14 protein-coding genes are annotated in these 19091 nt (G+C 40.0%); 13 read left to right on the top strand and 1 reads right to left on the bottom strand.

Annotation, left to right across the window (positions count from 1 at the left end; genetic code table 11):
• Positions 1-43 precede the first annotated feature (43 nt).
• From EWH91_RS07640 to EWH91_RS07630, 4 genes are all read left to right on the top strand, one after another.
• Complete coding sequence (locus EWH91_RS07640; protein ID WP_129929448.1) at positions 44-1609, top strand: ClC family H(+)/Cl(-) exchange transporter; 1566 nt, start codon at positions 44-46, stop codon at positions 1607-1609.
• Positions 1610-1897: 288 nt separating this feature from the next.
• Positions 1898-2056, top strand: coding sequence for a hypothetical protein (locus EWH91_RS14470; RefSeq protein WP_165364273.1), 159 nt, complete (start codon positions 1898-1900; stop codon positions 2054-2056).
• Positions 2057-2058: 2 nt separating this feature from the next.
• Positions 2059-2457, top strand: a complete 399-nt coding sequence (locus EWH91_RS07635; RefSeq protein WP_129929447.1) for a type II toxin-antitoxin system death-on-curing family toxin — start codon at positions 2059-2061, stop codon at positions 2455-2457.
• 325 nt (positions 2458-2782) lie between these two features.
• Positions 2783-4081 carry a hydroxymethylglutaryl-CoA reductase, degradative gene (locus EWH91_RS07630; protein WP_129929446.1) on the top strand — a complete coding sequence of 433 codons (1299 nt, stop codon included), beginning with the start codon at positions 2783-2785 and terminating at the stop codon, positions 4079-4081.
• Between the two features lie 43 nt (positions 4082-4124).
• On the opposite strand, the gene EWH91_RS07625 is transcribed toward EWH91_RS07630, so the two are convergent.
• Positions 4125-5300, bottom strand: a complete 1176-nt coding sequence (locus EWH91_RS07625) for a hydroxymethylglutaryl-CoA synthase (protein WP_129929445.1) — start codon at positions 5298-5300, stop codon at positions 4125-4127.
• 225 nt (positions 5301-5525) lie between these two features.
• Here EWH91_RS07625 and EWH91_RS07620 point away from each other — a divergent pair, with 225 nt between their 5' ends.
• The 9 genes from EWH91_RS07620 to EWH91_RS07575 all read left to right on the top strand — a co-directional run bounded on the left by EWH91_RS07620 (position 5526) and on the right by EWH91_RS07575 (position 19091).
• Positions 5526-6716 carry an acetyl-CoA C-acetyltransferase gene (locus EWH91_RS07620; protein WP_240697295.1) on the top strand — a complete coding sequence of 397 codons (1191 nt, stop codon included), beginning with the start codon at positions 5526-5528 and terminating at the stop codon, positions 6714-6716.
• 994 nt (positions 6717-7710) lie between these two features.
• Positions 7711-10470 carry a Z1 domain-containing protein gene (locus EWH91_RS07610; protein ID WP_129929444.1) on the top strand — a complete coding sequence of 920 codons (2760 nt, stop codon included), beginning with the start codon at positions 7711-7713 and terminating at the stop codon, positions 10468-10470.
• 17 nt (positions 10471-10487) lie between these two features.
• Positions 10488-12479 carry a hypothetical protein gene (locus tag EWH91_RS07605; RefSeq protein ID WP_129929443.1) on the top strand — a complete coding sequence of 664 codons (1992 nt, stop codon included), beginning with the start codon at positions 10488-10490 and terminating at the stop codon, positions 12477-12479.
• Positions 12480-13406, top strand: a complete 927-nt coding sequence (locus EWH91_RS07600) for a hypothetical protein (protein WP_129929442.1) — start codon at positions 12480-12482, stop codon at positions 13404-13406.
• A 23-nt stretch (positions 13407-13429) separates the two neighbouring features.
• Positions 13430-14146 carry a DUF6339 family protein gene (locus tag EWH91_RS07595; protein ID WP_129929441.1) on the top strand — a complete coding sequence of 239 codons (717 nt, stop codon included), beginning with the start codon at positions 13430-13432 and terminating at the stop codon, positions 14144-14146.
• Positions 14088-15470 carry a DNA cytosine methyltransferase gene (locus tag EWH91_RS07590; RefSeq protein WP_129929514.1) on the top strand — a complete coding sequence of 461 codons (1383 nt, stop codon included), beginning with the start codon at positions 14088-14090 and terminating at the stop codon, positions 15468-15470. The genes EWH91_RS07595 and EWH91_RS07590 overlap by 59 nt, the downstream gene beginning before the upstream one ends.
• Before the next feature lie 10 nt (positions 15471-15480).
• The gene (locus tag EWH91_RS07585; protein ID WP_129929440.1) at positions 15481-16425 is read left to right on the top strand and encodes a PD-(D/E)XK motif protein; all 945 of its coding nucleotides are present in this window, start codon (positions 15481-15483) and stop codon (positions 16423-16425) included.
• Between the two features lie 352 nt (positions 16426-16777).
• A complete protein-coding gene (dcm, locus tag EWH91_RS07580) occupies positions 16778-17923 on the top strand; it encodes a DNA (cytosine-5-)-methyltransferase (RefSeq protein WP_129929439.1) in 1146 nt (381 codons plus the stop codon).
• Positions 17916-19091, top strand: a complete 1176-nt coding sequence (locus EWH91_RS07575; protein WP_206184306.1) for a type II restriction endonuclease — start codon at positions 17916-17918, stop codon at positions 19089-19091. Before dcm ends, EWH91_RS07575 begins: the two co-directional genes overlap by 8 nt.

The raw sequence follows: 19091 nt of genomic DNA, 5'->3' as shown, positions 1-19091 counted from the left end.
AATATAAATAGATAACAAAATTTTTTCAGGGGAATTTGTAAAAATGGATAACAATTATCGTGCCCTTATCAATCGCGAATCGAAGAAACTGCCAATTTTATTAAAAAGCATCGTGGTCGGCTTGTTAGCCGGGATGATCGTTGCAGCATACCGTTTTTCTCTCATCAAGGCGGAATCCTTTTCATTACAGGTATCTGATTTTGTAAGCAGCCATGTTGCCTTCCTGCCGATTGCCCTGCTTCTGCTCGGGGCAGCCGGATACGTTACCGGGATGCTTATCTCTAAATTTCCGATGATCAGCGGTAGCGGCATTCCGCAAGTAAAAGGCGTAATGATGGGGTATTTTCACTACAACTGGTTCCGTACGCTCATTAGCAAATTTTTTGGCGGAGTTGTTTCCATGTCAGCGGGACTGTCACTGGGACGTGAAGGTCCTTCCATCCAATTGGGCGCCTGTGTGGCACAAGGCATCGGCGATAAATATGCGGGATCGCGGACGGAGAAAAAAATACTTATTGCCAGCGGGGCAAGTGCCGGGCTGGCAGCAGCTTTTAACGCTCCATTGGCAGGTACGATGTTTACAATGGAAGAAATTTTTAAATATTTTTCTCCCACAATTTTACTTTCTGTGATGTCTGCGGCCGTTGTCAGTGATTGGATGACAAATTTACTCTTTGGAATGGAGCCTGTCTTTCATTTTCAAGTGACAAACAATGTTCCGCTAAGCGGCTACTGGCTGCTGCTGATTCTTGGTGTCGTTCTTGGGGTTTGCGGTGCTTTTTATAATTTTATCCTGTTAAAAACGCAGCAGCTTTATAAAAATGCCAAATGGTTACGTTTAAAAACAAGGCCGATGGTTCCGTTCCTTCTCGCCGGAATCATAGGCTGTTTTTTCCCATTAGCGCTTGGAGGCGGAAATATTATAACCGGCGAGCTGCAGCCAAATGCCGCCATTTCCTTTTTATTCGTCATTCTTATCGTTAAATTTATTTTCTCGATGATTAGCTTCGGGTCCGGAGCGCCGGGAGGCATCTTTTTCCCGCTCCTGATCATGGGCGCCACTATCGGGGCCATTTTCGGGAATATCGCTGTTCATTATTTGGGGTTTGATGCAAATTTGTTTTTCAATTTTGTTGTTCTTGCTATGGCCGGCTTTTTTACGGCCATTGTCCGGGCACCAGTCACCGGTGTTATTTTACTCGTAGAAATGTCCGGCTCTTTTACGCAAATGTTGTCGCTCACGGTTGTTTCCATAATCGCGTATATCGTGGCGGATTTGTTAAAAAGCAAGCCAATTTATGATTCTTTGATGGAAAGCCAGCTTGCCGATAAAAAGAACACGCTCAAAAGTGATTGCAGCAATAAAAAGATTACCATCGAATTGGTCGTTCAATACGGAGCGCCGGCCGAGAATAAGCTTTTAAAAGCGTTAGCGATTCCGAAAAATTGTCTGCTCATTGCGATAAAGCGGGAGGGAAGCGAATTGATTCCGAAAGGGGATACGAGAATTTTACCCGGTGATTATCTCGTCTGCCTCACAGACGTAAACAACGAAGCCAAGACAAGGAAAATGCTGAAAAAACTCACCGCCGGCGGGGCTGAACAATAGTCTTATTTTGCCGGGGTGCCCCTTTCGTTATTGCGCTTCTGGTCCTTTTTCCGATCTTGAGCCGATTTTCATCATTTATCAGCCGATTTAGCCGATATCCGCAGGTTTGCCTGGTTTCTAATATATTTCATCCGTTTTCGCATTTCTTTCAGCTATTTTTACTTTTTTGAACTTTCACATATAAAAAATGAAAATTCGTAAAACTGTTGCTTCACCAAGGATTGTTAAAGTATAATATTTATAGGATCAACATATACTGTTACCACTCTATATTCGGGTGGTGCTGGCATGTTTGATAAACCAGGTCATCGGAAGGAGGAAGATAAAATGTCTGCTGATATTCGTAAAAAAGAAAATGAAGAGACTAGAAAAGAAAAAGTAATGACTTCCTTCAAGAAAATGACGAAAAAGTATTCTAAAACACTGGAGAAGCTCAGTAAAAACTGATAATGAGTGAATGTATTCATATAACTGCTAATGACATAAGAAATTTTCATCGGTATGCTTTAAAAATGTATGGCGGTATTGAAGGAGAAACTTCTCCGGGATTGATTGAATATGTTGCGGAAGTTCCTTATTATCCGGTGTATGGAGTCGATAGATACCCAACTATATTTGATAAAGCTGCATATTATCTGAAAGCATTTACTGACAATCAATATTTTAGTGACGGCAACAAAAGAACAGGTGTCTTATGTGCACTTACTTTGTTGGATGTTAATGGATTTGAGTTAATGTTAGATCCAATGGAATTGTATGAGTATACAATGCTGACAGCAAATAAAAAAATCACTTCAATCAACGATATAGCAAACTTCTTAAAAGTCAACGTTAAGCAGATCTTTTAGCGCCCTCTAATCAGGGTGCTTTTTAAATGCAAAAGAAATCAACAAAATGCGGAAAACATACTCGATGCAAAATGCGACATAAATAAAGCCAATTTTTCCTACGCTGAGGGGTTTTCGCCTTTCATTCTATTGTTTGAGAGGATGCAGTTAATTTAAGTTTTTATTTTCGCCATATCAAAGATGCATTCACCAAGAAATTTGATATTTTCCTAACCTGGTTGGGGATATGTTTTAATTAGTCCTCTCGTAAAATCCCTTTTTTCTAATGAAGCCGTTTCATTTACAATAAAGATAGTAAAATCAAAAAAAGTTAAAGGAGCAGACAATGGAAAAGTCTTTTTTAAAAAAACTTTATCTAAAAGACCGTGTTGAAAGAATCAATGCACTCGTTTCCGCCCGGATTTTGCCGGAAAAAGATGCGGAACGATTAAAAAAAGGATCACTATTGCCTCAGGAAACAGCGGATCACATGATAGAAAATCAAATTGCTGCATATGAACTGCCGCTTGGCGTTGCCCGCCCGTTTTTAATAGACGGTCAAGATTACGTCGTTCCAATGGCTGTTGAAGAGCCATCCGTAATTGCAGCAGCAAGTTCCGCAGCCAAAATAATTTCCCTGGCAGGCGGATTTCAGACAGATATTCAAAATCGGACAATGATCGGCCAGATTGCCTTGTTAGACGTCCCGGACATGGCTGAAGCGGAAAAAATTTTGTATGTCCATAAAGAAGAGATTCTGAAGCAAGCAAATGAATCACACCCCTCCATTGTGAAAAGAGGAGGCGGAGCAAAGGATCTTATCGTCAGGATGATTAAAGCAGATGAAACGGCCAATACGCCGCCATTTTTAGTCATTCATCTCCATATTGAAACATTGGAAGCGATGGGTGCCAATATCATTGACACAATGGTAGAAGCAGTAAAACCGGTTGTCGAGGATTTAACAAAAGGAAGAGCATTGATGGGCATTATTTCCAACTATACAACGAAATGCCTTGCGACTGCCGTCTGCCGGATTCCTGTATCCCTGCTGGAAAGAGGCATTTATTCAGGTGCGGAAGTAAGGGATCGGATTATTGAAGCCTGCAAATTTGCAATTGCCGATCCTTACAGGGCTGTTACCCATAATAAAGGAATCATGAATGGAATTGACCCGGTTGTAATGGCTTCCGGAAACGATTGGCGGGCGATTGAAGCCGGGGTTCACGCCTATGCTGCCCGCTCGGGACAATACAGATCCCTCTCAAACTGGACCATGGCAGATAACGGTGATTTAATCGGCAATTTAACAATCCCCTTACCGGTTGGGACGGTCGGCGGTTCAATTGCAGTCCACCCCGGTGCGCAATTGGCAAAGAGAATACTTGGCTATCAAAATGCGAAAGAATTAGAGTCAATCATTGTTTCAGTCGGCCTTGCACAAAATTTCTCCGCCCTAAAGGCACTTGTAACGGAAGGAATCCAGAAGGGGCATATGCGGCTTCACGCAAGGTCTCTTGCTATGAGCGCAGGTGCAAAAGGCGAAGAAATCCGTGCCGTCGCAGACAAACTGAAGCAAAGAAAAAATATGGACCTGGCTGCGGCAAAAGCGATCCTGGAAGAGATTAGGTCCGGGTTGCTTTAACTGGACAAGAAATCCCCAAGGCATCAGCACTTGGGGATTTTCGTTATGATTGATCTTTATTGATATACATACGCATATGATCTTTTATTCCGGAAAGGAGAACCGGGGCGGGATCATTTCCAACGGGCAAATCAATGTCAGAACCATCAGCAGGCAGTTCTTGATTAAACAAGTCTTCGTATTCTTGTACACTAACCTCATTGCGTTCTGACAACATCTTCCTATGATGGCGGACGTGTAAATATTCGCGATAGTTTGGCTGAAGAATCCCGGAAAAGAACTCCCCGACAGCCCCTGAACCGTAGCTGTATAATCCGATCCGCGCTCCGTCCTCAATATCGGTATTTAATTCAAGTAAAGAAAGCAGGCTTAAGTACAGCGCGCCTGTATAAATGTTTCCGACAATTTTATTATACTGCTTGCTGACTTCAAAATGGGCCAGGAGCCGTTCTTTATCTGCCGCAGTCCCCTCATCAATCACCAACCTTAAAGCTTTCAAACCTTGTTTTGTATAAGGAAGATGGAAGCAAATGGCCGCAAAATCCTTTAATGTAAGCCCTGTTTTTTTCTTATAATCTTCCCACACCGTTTTGAAAAAACTGTTATATTTTTCAACAGAATACTTTCCTTGCACAAGAGCTGTTTTAGAGTACAGCGGCCGCCAAAAATCCATGATGTCTTCCGTATGATAGGCGCTTTCCTTTCCAAGGACCATCACCCGAGGATTAGCACTCATCAAAATCGCAACAGCACCGGCTCCCTGGGTCACTTCTCCCGGTGTATGGAGTCCGTATCTTGAAATATCCGAGCCGAGTACTAAAACTTTCCGGTCCGGATGCAGGCTGATGTGCCCTTTTGCCAACTGAATTCCGGCAGTTGCCCCGTAGCAGGCTTCTTTTACCTCAATAGCACGTGCCCTGGGATTCAGGCGCAGCAAATGATGGGCATAAATAGCGGCAGCTTTGGAGTGGTCGACACCTGATTCCGTCGCAAAAATAACTAAATCTATTTTTTCCTTATCCGCTTCATCTAAAATTTCCATTGCGGCATTTGCAGCCAAAGTGACAGCATCCTGGGTAATAGGCGGAACGGCCATTTTTTCCTGGCCGATCCCAATCGTGTATTTCTCAGGTTCATCATTTCTGGCAACTGCCAATTTATTCATATCCACATACATATGTGGTGTATAAAAACCCATTTTATCTATTCCAATTTTCAAGTTACGGCACTCCTTTTCTTCTATTCTCTTTCCCCTCAGGAAAAAAGATATCAACTTTATCATACTATTAATTCAAATGACATTCATTGATTTAAATTAATTGATCAGTGTAAGATTAATACGATAATTAGTGAAGTAAAACAGGGAACGAATAGATAGAATTAAATCATAAAACCATGCCTTGGCAATTTATATAAGGAGCGGATATTCATTATGTAAGAAGTAGTGATCACGAGTGCAGTTCGGACGCCAATTGGCGATTTTGGTGGCAGTTTAAGAGAGGTGTCCGCCGTAGATTTGGGCGCTATCACAGTGAAAGAAGCGATCCAGAGGGCACATCTCACTCCCCGGGAAATCAACCAAGTGATATTTGGCAACGTTTTGCAGTCAGGTCTCGGCCAAAACCCGGCCCGGCAAATTGCGGTCAAAGCGGGTATCCCTTTTGAAGCTCCGGCTATGACAATAAACGAAGTGTGCGGTTCCGGATTAAAGTCTGTCATATTGGGATACCAGCAGATTCAATTGGGGGAAGCAGATAGCGTTGTAGCAGGCGGTACCGAGAATATGTCGCAGGCACCCTATCTTTTGCCTTCTCAGCGTTGGGGGAAAAAGTTTGGAAACATCAGCTTGATTGACAGCATGCTCCAGGACGGGTTAACAGATGCCTTTGGAAATATTCATATGGGTATAACAGCAGAAAATGTTGCAAATCACTTTGGTATTTCGCGTCTTGAACAGGACCGTTTTGCTCTCAAATCGCAGGAAAAAGCTTCGAAAGCCAGGAAGAGCGGCAAATTTCAAGATGAAATCATCCCTGTTCATATTAAAAATAGCAGGGGCGAGGAAACTGTGTTTAAAGAGGATGAACATATCCGTGATGGTTTGTCACTGGATGATCTGTTAAAATTGAGGCCGGCTTTTGTCAAAGATGGCACGGTTACGGCTGGAAATGAGTCAGGCATTAATGATTGTGCGAGTGCACTTGTTTTAATGAAAAAGTCGGATGCGGAGGCAAGAAATATTCCATATTTTGCGGTCATCAAGGGGTATACTGAAATTGGCACCGATCCTTCATTAATGGGATTTGCCCCCTATTATGCATTAAAAAAATTAGTAAAAAAAACAGACATTCCATTAGATAAAATAGATCTGTTTGAACTGAACGAGGCTTTTGCGTCACAAAGCCTGGCCGTTATCCGTGAACTTGGCCTGGATGTTGATAAAATCAATGTAAATGGCGGAGCAATTGCTTTAGGCCATCCAATCGGCGCTTCGGGAGCGAGAATACTCGTGACATTGCTGCACGAAATGAAAAGAAGGGGACATCGCTACGGTGTTGCTTCGCTATGCGTTGGCGGAGGGATTGGAATTTCTCTGCTTGTTGAATGCGGAAATGATTTACAAAGTCATTCCTGATCAGTTTAAACGAGAGGCACAAAAATCGTTTCGTTTTTCTTTGAGGCGAGGGGTAAATGGCAGTTTCCGTATTGATAAAATCCTCCTTCCATTTCATAGTGGAAGGAGGATTTAAAAATCTTAAATTCTACCTCACACGCTTTCAGCAATCGAAACAACATGTTTAATCTTGTTTCATAGATCTTCCTCTCGTTCTTTGGTTTTTTGGATAGGTTCTGTTCGTTTTAAGCCAAATATAGCGTGAATTTTTAAGCTCAGCGCAGGTTTTTCGCTCATTCCGGCGGACCCCATCGACAGCTCTGTTGGCTTTCTGGATTTCAAACTAAAATGACGCAACAAATTCTCAGTCCACTAAACTTTTTTGCGTTCAATCAATTGACTTACATCCATATGCCACTACTGTATTATTAATAACAAGCGATAAAGCAAGTAAGGATTACGATACTAATGTAACTATTGAAAAAGGGATTACACGATTAAACGATGAATCGTATATTATTTGCGCCCAGCCTTATACTCTACTAAAATCTTATTTTGATCAAGGAGGAACTTGGTGTGCTTGCAGGCGATCTTCTGAAATTATGGATGAAATTGATGAATCTATTTACAATGGGTTGTGTATGGAACAATGATTACATGATAGGTGACGAACAAAACTAGAAACAAAAAGGAATTTTAGCGCCCTCTGATCAGGGTGCTTTTTAAATGCAAAGGAAAAGAAACAGTGAAAAATGTACATTGGCATCCTGTTTCCAGAGCTTTAAATTACATCCACGGCTGACTTTTGATCATTTTTTTTAATGGCGGAGAAAAGAAAGGGATTACTCGGGTCCACTGACATGTAGTGAAAAAATAAACAATAGAATAGAGAAAGGAAATTTTAGTTTCTTGTGAAATGCTCAGATTTAATTTAAATTATATAATAGGGGTAACTAGTACTTTAGTATTAATTCCTGTTGAGTTCGGGATTTAAAATATTTGGGGGATAGTTTAGATGACAGATACACGATTGCCAAAATATGATGATGTCAGAGATGTAATTAAGATGCAGAAGAAAAACGGTAGAAGCTGGGAAACCATAGAAAACAACTATGATAACCTGAAAGATATGGGCCTTTTTGATAAGAACGTAAATAAGGATATTTGGCGGGAAATTCTTCATGACACAAAAGCCGAATATGATCATGCTGAGTCCATTGAAAAGATTGACCAGGTCGCAACGCTTGTATCCACAAATGAGGATAATGAAACAACAATACCAACGGATCCCAGATCATCCTGGCAGTTATATAAGGAAAACCTCAGACAAAAAGGATGGAAAACAGAGGCTGTGAGGAATCTTGAAATAAGTACCAGCAGAATTTTAAAAAAACTGAACCGTAATACTTCCAGTACGGGAACGGGTCCTATCAAGGGACTGGTTATTGGTCAGGTTCAGTCCGGAAAGACCTCCAGCATGGCGGGACTTATGGCTATGGCTGCAGACTGGGGCTGGAATACATTTATTGTTTTGTCCGGGATGATTGAAAATCTGCGGGAGCAGACACAGAAGAGGTTGTTTAAGGATCTTAATCATCCAGGAAATACTGTATGGCGTTCCCTGTCTGATTTATCTAGAAATTCTCCAACAGGGAACAGACTGTCAGACCTGAATTTCAGTGAGGGTGCTCCAGAAAGATTTCTGTATGTATGCCTTAAAAATAAAACAAGGCTTGAAAATCTGATTTCATGGTTAAGATATGACACAAAACAACTGCACAACCTTCGCATTTTGGTAATAGACGACGAGGCTGACCAGGCAAGTATCAACACAAAAAAAGATGACAGGGCAAGAATCAATCAGCTGATTATTAACCTGGTTGATATTGGAAAAGATATTCATTCTGAGCCTGCAGCTATGAACTATGTAAGCTATACTGCTACACCTTATTCAAACTTTCTTAATGAGTCTGCTCCTGAATCACTTTACCCTAAAGATTTTATTTGTGTACTTCCAGTTTCCAATGAATACTTCGGTCCAAAACAGATCTTTGGTTTAGAAGGATCAGAAGATGCCCAGGGGATTGACATTATACGGGAAATTTCTGATGAAGACAGGAAAAAGATAAAAAATATACAGAATGGAATAGATAAAAATATCCCGGAAAGCCTGCAGGACAGTATCTGCTGGTTCTTCTGCGCTGTGGCTGTTATGAGGCTATGGCAGTATAAAAAACCTGTGAGTATGTTAATTCATACAAGTCAGATTCAGTTGCATCATTCTGAAGTGGCAGATGCATTGACAAGGTGGATCAATCAAGTCACTGAATCTGATCTTCTGAGAAAGTGTAAAACACTATATGAAGCAGAAAGGGCCCGATTCAGTATAAGTGATTTCAGGTCATCATTCAGAAAGTATCCGGTTCCGAATGAAAAAATTAATGATTATCCTGAGTTCAACAGGCTGAAAACAACCATATGTGAATTGAAACAAACAATTTCTCATATAAAAATGAGTGAAGAGGGCGAACTCAAGTATCATAACGGAGTACATTTATGTATTGATAACAGTGCAAATAATGGAATAAATGATGAGAATATGCATATCAGACTGGCTTATCCGGAAGAATCACAACTCAAAAAGCTTGATGAAGCCCCTGCTTTTATAATTGTAGGTGGAAGTACGCTTTCAAGAGGACTAACCATTGAGGGGCTGGTAAGCACTTATTTTCTGAGGGCAGCCAACAGTGCTGATACACTTATGCAGATGGGTCGCTGGTTTGGTTATAGAAAGGGTTATGAATTACTTCCGAGGATCTGGATGACCCAGGCTACGCAGGAGAAATTCATATTTCTCTCAACGCTGGAGGAAGAACTCAGAGATGAGCTTGATGAATATTCACTTGGCAACAAAAAACCGTCAGATTACGGCCCGAGAGTGAAAAACACACCTAAGGTTTCCTGGCTTAGAGTAACTTCCAGAAATAAAATGCAGGAAGCAGAAGAGGTAGATCTTGATTTTTCCGGAGCGTCAATTCAGACTATTCATTTTGAAAACAATAAGGAGATACTCAGACATAATCTGGACGTCACTGACCAGTTCCTTGCACATTGCTGTGTGCATCCAATAAAATCAAAAGTTAAGAGTGCTCTCTTTTTTAAGGGAGTGAAATTTACTGATATTAAGAATGAATTTCTTACAAAAATGGAATTCAGTAAAAAGACAAGGGTATTTAATCAGATTGAAGCATTCTGTGAATGGTACGAAAAAGTAAAAAAAGAAATGAACTATAAAGACTGGAACGTAATTGTCGCAGGATCTGGGGAAGTGATCAAAATTAGTCAGTCAGACAATAAAAAAATAAATCGCTGGCGGCTGGGCGATTTTATGATTGGTAAGGTTACGAGATCTGCAAAACTCATTACAGGTAACGGTAAAGCTGCAAACATTGGTGTGTTGAGAGGACCTAACGATGTATTCGCTGATATTGAAGATGAGAGTTTTTATATGAAAAGGAATAAAGAAAAAAGTTCCAGTAAGGATATCAGGGAGACAAGAGACAGGTACGGCCTGAACAAAGTGCCACAACTGATTATTTACAGAATTGATAAGGATTCAAAAGCCCGGGACAGCAGTTCTGGCAGAAAAGATCTGAATTTTGATGAAGACATCATAGGTGTGTATATTAACATTCCCGGTGACTCATCCAGTAAACCACACGCGAAAGCATTGAGAGTCAGAATAGAAAAAATAGATAATGAAGATGATGAATAACCAGGGAGCGGTGGAGCATGAAAATTGAATTAGCTAAGATGGAAAGAATGTCCGAAAGAGGGAGTTCACTGCTCAGACTTATTCAGAACAGTCACACTCCCTTGCTGGATCTTCTGGTAAGAGAGTCAGTACAGAACAGTCTGGATGCGGCTCAAGGTGAAAGGCCTATAAAATATGATATTTCAGTAAAACAATTTAATAAATACAGGGTATCCAGACATTTTGAGGGAATCACAGAATCTCTTAATAATAAATTTCAAGATTCTGCGCAGGAAAGTATTGTAATACGAGACACGAACACTACGGGTCTAACTGGTCCGCTGCATCAGGATTATATAAAAAATGATCACTATGGCAATCTTCTGAAACTGGTATATGAAATCAGTATGCCACAGGAGAAAAGAGAAGCCGGCGGGTCGTGGGGGCTTGGAAAAACCGTTTATTTTCGTGCAGGAAGCGGACTCGTTATCTACTATTCGCGAATTAAAGATGAAAGTGGAAACTATCAATCAAGGCTGGCTGCCTGTCTGGTAGAAGATGAGTCCAAAGAAGATGCTCTGCTGCCTGACAATGGAACTGGCAGAAAGAGGGGAATTGCATGGTGGGGCGAACAACATTCCGAATCTTCTACACAACCTGTAACAAATGAACAACAGATCCGGGAAATTCTTCAGGATTTGAATGTCAATCCATATATTGATGATGAAACAGGAACCACAATAATCATTCCGTACATCAATAAGAACGATTTGATCGTATGCAGGGACGATTATAGTGACAGTTTATGGTGGCACAACGATCTGGAATTGTATTTAAATATTGCTTTGCAGAAGTGGTATGCTCCAAGAATTGACAATCCCTGGTACAGATATGGGAATTACCTGTTGCCTTCAGTTGGTGGTCGGCCTGTAACCAGGGATAGTATGGAGCCTTTATTTTCAATCATGAGGAATCTGTATATTGCAGCAATTGCTGATAATAAAATAGCGGTAAATAAAATTCCGGTTAATGTCAGAGATATAAAAATCTATCGCACACTTGAGAACCCTGCTGCCGGAAAAGTTGCATTCATAAAGGTTAGCAAAGAAACTCTTAAAATGACAATACCGGACAATAAAAAATCACCTTATGAGTACCTTGATCTGGAAACGAATAATGATGGTAAAAATAAGCCAATAATTGCTTACCTGAGAAAACCGGCAATGATAATAAACTATGAAACAGACAGCAAATGGACAAGTAATATCGAACAGACCTCAACAGATGATTATATTATTGGGTTATTCGTTCCCAATTCGGTTAATGTGATAAGTAAAACAGATCCACCTGCCAGTCTCGATGAATACATTCGCCAGGGAGAAAAGGCTGATCATTCATCATGGTCAGATATTACAGTTAATGGTCAAAAGCAGACAATTATAGAGCGAATTCAGAAAAAGGTTTCAGAATCTGTCAGAAATGAATATAACAAAGATTCCGGATCTGATGACCTCCCGAAGAGCAGTGCGCTCAGCAGATCAATTGCAAAAGCACTTCTTCCCCCGAGAGGATTTGGATTTTTACCCGGAATCGGGTCAGACAGGGAGAAAAAGAAAAACAGTATACCTCACTCTGTTAAGTCAGGCAGTCTGAATATACTTGATACACATCTGTCTGGGGAAGGGGTTATGGCTATAAAGTTTGAATGTGATATTCCTGCCCGTGTAAAATCTCTGCATATTGAAACTCTTGTTGATTCAGAAAATAATAAACGTATCAATGGAGATAAATGGGAGGGCGAGGAAGAAATTGGGACACGTTTTCCTGTTGAAATTAAGAAAGTCATGGTCAAATCGCCTGTTGACAGTAATATTACATACAGAAAAACAGGAAGATTTCAGGTGGTTAATGTCGCTGAAATTACTTTAATCGGTTTTATTGGAAAATTGGATGGTACAATCTTTATGGTCAATCATGATCCTTCAATTCAGGCCGTCATTAATGAAAAAATAGAAAAGGTGGGGTCCTGATTGAATAATGTAATTCTATATCATAACATATTGGATGATAAACTTTTTAATAAAATTGGTTACAGTTCACAGCCACTAAATGTATCTTACAGAGATGGTCAACATGAAATTGTGGAACTGTCAGCTGAAAAAATGGAAGGACAGGAAAAAACATACCAGCTTACTGATCCGAAAGTAAACTGGGATCCGGATATACATGATCTACTGATTCAGAAGAGAATAGAAATAGCAAATCCACAATTTCTTTTTGGAAAGAATGCCCTGGTTGCAGAGGATGGAATAATAGGTATAGCGTTTGGCTGGTATTCAAGAGATTCATCTCTGAGGGAAGTATTCAAGTCAGGTGAAATTACATGCAGTGAAGATCGTCCTTACACGACAGAAATTAATATACAAATTCCAAGTGGAAAATTGAGAGGAAAAGTAACGTTCGAGATTTTTCTGTATCTTATTGATAATGAGAGAAATCGTTACTCTATCCCGGGAACTGTATTGGGCATACTCGAAGATTTTGATGTGATTTTTGACGGTGACTCATCCAGTTTTCCAATTGTTGAAGTTAACGAACCTTCAAAACCTTTGTGGTGGGTCAACTGTGATTTTACAGATCCGCTGTATGATCAGTTTGAACAGAACAATGCTTCAATTGTACTTAATCGCGGACATCGGCTTGCCAGAAAATTAAAAATTGAAAAGGGCCTGGGTTCTTCACCGCTTCTGTTGGAAATTCTGGCCAGTGGTCTTCAGTTAATCGTAGAGAAAGCACAGTTGTCTGGTGACTGGGATCAGATAGTAAATGGACAATCTGAGCCAGGAAGCATTGGTCAGGCTATCTATTATTTTATTAATACTTTCGGATGGGATATCAGTTCTCCTGAAAGACTGGCAAGATCTATCCGTGAAGACTTCGATACGAGATTTAAATGAGGTGATAATTAGTGTGGAGAACTATGTCGAAGAATGATGCCAGAAAGAAATTCAATACCTGGAAACAGGGAGAAGCCCCGCAGCCTGAATGTACCGGAGATATGATGCGACTGAGATCGGGGTTATTACAGGCTGACATTGAAGCAAATAAATATATTGATGAAAATGAAAGTAACTCTAAAAAGAAAGAATACTTGTACGATCTCCGTTTCGGGCTGGGGGTTTACAACTTATTGAACAATGAATATGATTTTAAAGAAAGACAGGCATCCAATGATGAGGTCTGGATATACCTTTCAATGAATGTGGTACCTGATATAGTTTACCATCGCTGGAATCTATCTGAAACCAGATATTTTAGTCAAAGTCGTCGAATATGGCTGAAAATAATCTGGTGGTATGTACATCTTTCGTGGAATGGATCGAATCAGGATACATACCAGCTGTTAAACGGGTTCACAACGGATGAAATTGTTCAGCTGGTGGAAAGATCTGGTTCCAGTGGCTACAGACTGGATGTAACCAGAGAAATTATGAAACAGTTCAGTCAGCTGGAGAACAGAAGCAACAGCCTGTTCAGAAGGGTAATGAAATTGAATACAGCAAGACTGAAACTCGTTGAACCCGCCTTAGTAAATGGCGGTATAAAAAAATATGTTGAGGAGCTAATGCATTATTTTGATGAAGCAAAAAGAAGCAATAAAGACAGTGGCAGCGCTAAATTCGTTGCAGGTCGTTGATTTATTTTCCGGATGTGGCGGCCTGTCTTATGGATTTCATCTCGAAGGTCTGAAGATCAGTGCCGGACTGGAAATTAATGAGCAGGCAGCGTATACTGCATCTTACAATTTATACTGGAAAAATGGATTAAATAAAGAACATATGTGCCGGGATATAAATACTGTTGATGCCAGCGAATTTCAGCTTAATACCAGTTCTCCACTTATTACAATTGGTGGCCCTCCATGCCAGGCTTATTCCAGAATTGGTAAATCTAAGATCAGGTCACTGGGAGAAGACAGGTTCGGTTTAAATGATAAGAGGGCTTTCTTATATAAACAGTTTCTCAGAATTGCTTTGAATTTGGATTCCCAAGCTGTTGTTATGGAAAATGTACCGGAATCTGTGAACTTCTTTGGAATAAACATACCGGAAACTGTCTGTGAAATATTAGAAAAAAATGGTTATAATCCTGTATGGACAATACTGAATGCTGCTGATTTCGGAGTACCACAGACAAGGGAACGTGTATTTGTGATGGCTGTAAAGAAAAACGCAGGTACCATCAGCTTTATGCCGGAGCCAACCCATGTAAGCCCTGAGGGTAATGATCCGGGAAAAATCTACTGTAAATACAGGAAGATGACTGAATATAAGCATTTCAGACTGCCATCAGTTGCTTCGGAAGGTTCACCCGGTTGGGTTACGGTAAAAGATGCAATTTCTGATTTGCCTGCTTTATTTCCGGAAGCAGGTTCAAAATATGTTCTACATAATATGACAACTAAAATGCCATATCAGACCCCCCCGGTTAATGACTATCAAAGGCAAATGCGCAGCCTTCCAGGTAACCAGTACAGTAACGAGGTGGATGGCAACTGTTTCAGAAAAACAGTCAGGGATTTCCGTATATTTGAAAAGATGAAAGCCGGTCAGGATTACAGAGATGCGTATCGGATCGCCAATGAATTATTTAACAGAGAATGTCAGTATCGTAATATTAATATAAATGACAGAGAGACATATGAAAAACTGAAAAAAGAATTTGTACCGCCTTATGATTTGACAAAGTTTCATGGCAAATGGAAAAAACTTAGTAGTAATAAGCCTTCACATACGCTTGTTGCACATCTTGGAACGGATACTTATAGTCATATACATCCATGGGAGCCACGGGGGATCTCAGTCCGGGAAGCCGCCAGACTACAGTCATTTCCAGACGATTTTACATTTAATGTTTCTATGAGCAGTGCGTTTAAACAGATAGGTAATGCTGTCCCTCCTTTCCTCTCCAGAGGTGTAGCAAAGGCAATAATTAAAAATTTATTACAGGGACAGAAATGAGGGAGTTAAAATGAACCTGTTGGATCAGATTAAAGTTAAATTTGCATATCTGTCTAATGGCAATGCTTCCAGACTCGCAGGATTTGAGGGTGCATTATCTTCATGGGTAATTAAAATCAACCATTCCAATGCTGTTGGTATACTGATTGATAAGAATATAAAGATCAATGAAACATTCGCAAATATATCCTACTATACTGACTGGTTTTCAATAAATGGAGAAATGCAGCATCTGCTGCTTTTGTCCTGTCCTGATGAAGATCTGAGAATTGAATTTGCCGGTGTTTGTGCTGTATTCCTTGAAACAGGAACGGATAACAGGAGAAGAATTGAGCTGACTGCGAATCCCTTAAAGTGGTGGAATGACTGGAAAAAATTAATTGGAAATAAAAATGTAGAGAAACCGGTCCATGGAGTGCTCGGAGAACTGATCATATTATACTATCTGAAGAAGACTGGTTACAAAATAAATGAAAATAACTGGACTGGTCCCGAGGGTGAATCTGTAGATATCACCTTGAAAGAGAAAAGTTATGAAGTAAAAACGTCATTAATCAAATACAATAATATAGTCACAATATCCAGTCAATTTCAACTGAATCATAAAAATCCTCTTTCTTTAATTCTGGTAAAACTTGAGGATATTGGTACCGAAACTTCTGGAAAAAATATAGTGAATATTGATTATTTACTACATCAACTCGGTCAAATTGGATTTAATAAGAATATAATAAGCAGGAAAATTTCTAAACTTGGATTTAAAGAGTTTTCAACAGACAGGAAAAGACAGTTCAGATTGCTTAATATAACAGAATATCCGGTAGACAGTAATTTCCCGTATATTGATGTTGAATCTCTGTGTAAAACTGAAACGATAAATCGTATTCTGCAACTGACTTATAAGATTGATCTTACCGGACTCAAAAGCAGAAATATCAGCTTTGAATTCAACTAATCCGGTATCATATTAGCTAATCGGCTGTTTTCTGTAAAATTTTCGACATGATAATGCAATTGTCAGGCTTTGTCATAAACGGAATCCTGTTTGGAGACTCGATCAATTCTCTTGTTTATTGCATAAAATCCTGCTGATATGTCGTAAAATCTTTCTGGATATGAAATTAAAGATCATTTTTACAAAAAGTAAATAAGCAGGGAGCATGACAGGATGCAGACACATTCCGATTATGCTACCTGCTTTTAAAATAATGATCAAACGTTTGTTCGTTAAAAATATTGATTTACAGGAGCAATGAAGCTATAATGGGATAAAAATGGTATTAAATAATTCCCAGCAGGTGAGCCATATGCCAAAACAATTGCATATACGTCTGGATGATTCTATTTATGATGCACTTAAAGAATATTCTGCTGTATCAGGTAAATCAAAACAGGATTCTGTAATGGATGCACTAGTTCAGTTATTTGATGATAAACACAGAGAAAATGATCATACACGGGGCAGATTTACTTTTATTGATCTGTTTGCAGGAATAGGAGGCATGCGACTGGCCTTTGAAGCAAACGGTGGGAAATGCGTTTTTTCCTGTGAATGGGATAAGTATTGCAAAAAAACCTATTTTGATAATTTTGGAGTTATGCCTCACGGTGATATCAGAAAAGTTTATGAGAAGGATATACCCAATCATGATATTCTGGTTGCTGGTTTTCCCTGCCAGCCGTTTTCAATAGCCGGCGTCTCGAAGAAAAACAGTCTGGGGCGGGCTACCGGTTTTCTTGATAAAACGCAGGGGACGCTGTTCTTTGATGTTGTCAGAATTCTGAACGAGAAAAGGCCTCGTGCATTTCTTCTGGAGAACGTGAAAAATCTGAGAAGTCATGACCATGGGAGGACATGGAAAGTGATAATGGAATCACTTGATGAACTGGATTATCAGGTTTTTACAGCAGTTCTGGATGCACAGCATTTTGTTCCTCAGCACAGAGAGAGAGTCTTTATTGCCGGTTTTGATCGCAAAAGGTTTGGGGATGACCTGAAATTTGATTTTAATATTAAATATCCCGATCACAGACCTCTACTGAGAGACATTCTGGAAAATCATGTTGATGAAAAGTATACTTTATCTGATAAACTATGGACTTATCTTCAAAAATATGCTGAGAAACACAGAGAAAAGGGAAATGGTTTCGGATATGGACTTGCAGACACAGAGGGCATCACAAGGACGCTGAGTGCCAGATATTATAAAGACGGTTCTGAAATACTGATTCCCCAGCCCGGGAAAAATCCCAGAAGATTAACACCGAGAGAATGTGCCCGACTGCAGGGTTTCAGTAACAGTTTCCAAATCACGGTATCCGACACTCAGGCATATAAGCAGTTTGGTAATTCTGTAGCTGTCCCTCTGGTCTCTGCTGTTGCCGGAAAAATTGTCGGGAAACTGGAAGAACTGAAAAAGAAGGAACTGGAAAGGGAGATTACCATTGGTTGATTCGGATTTTTCAGCAGAGGCAATAAGGGCTGCATACAGCGGTAAAATGGCTTTCTGTAAATTCCTGTCGGCAAATGATACCGGGGATACCGGTGCTCATCAGTCTGGAATCTATGTACAGAAACACGCCTTTCCAATTCTTTTCGATGAAGAGGGAGTAAAAGGGGAAAATAAAGACAAATATGTTCATATCCGCTGGCAAAATTCATTTGAAACAAGCAGCAGGTTTATTTATTACGGTAAGGGAACAAGAAATGAATATCGAATCACACGTGGTATTCCTGATCTTGATCCGGAACACACAGGTGACCTTTTTGTACTCGTAAAACTGGATCCTGAAAATTATCTCGCATACATGTTACAAACCGAAGATGAAATCAACAGTTTCCTGAATGAATTTGGTATGTCTCCTGCTGATACAGGAGGCATCATTCAGAAAGAAGATTTAAAACTCGGACATACAATAAGTCCGGAAGAACTGTCAATAATGGCCTATATTGAGGGCCTGAATGTCGATTTTCCTTCATCCGCGGAGATGTCGGAGGCAGCCAGGTCCATCTACAATGAGATATTTAACCATAAAGAAAATATCCGCACGAATCCGGATAAGGAAATAATCGGATGGGTAGATATGGAATATCGCCTTTTTCGTATGCTTGAAACATATCGGTATGGATCAAGAATTTCAAAAGGCTTTGATTCAGTTGAAGAGTTTATAAAAATTGCAAATGTTGTCTTGAACAGGAGAAAAAGCAGAGCCGGGAAATCACTTGAGCACCATTTATCTGCCATATTTGATGGAAATTCACTCAGATATGTCCCTCAACCTGTGACAGAAGGACACAAAAAGCCCGACTTTCTTTTTCCGGATGCCGGTTCGTATCATGATCATTCTTTTCCGGCAGATCATTTAATATTTCTTGGTGCGAAAACAACATGTAAAGATCGCTGGAGACAGATTCTTAATGAAGCAGATCGAATCAATGTGAAACATCTATTTACCCTGCAGCAGGGAATTTCTGTCAGACAGTTGGATGAAATGGAAAAAGCAGGAGTCATTCTTGTTGTTCCAAAGCTTTACATAAAAACTTTTCCGAAAGAAAAACAGGATTCTATCTGGACCTTGAAAAAATTTATTGACTATGTAAAAGAGAAGGAAAGCGTCTGA

This window comes from Sporolactobacillus sp. THM19-2, assembly GCF_004153195.1.
GTDB lineage: Bacteria > Bacillota > Bacilli > Bacillales > Sporolactobacillaceae > Sporolactobacillus.
Note: the sequence above shows the minus strand (reverse complement) of the source record. Positions and strands in the feature narration are given on the sequence as shown.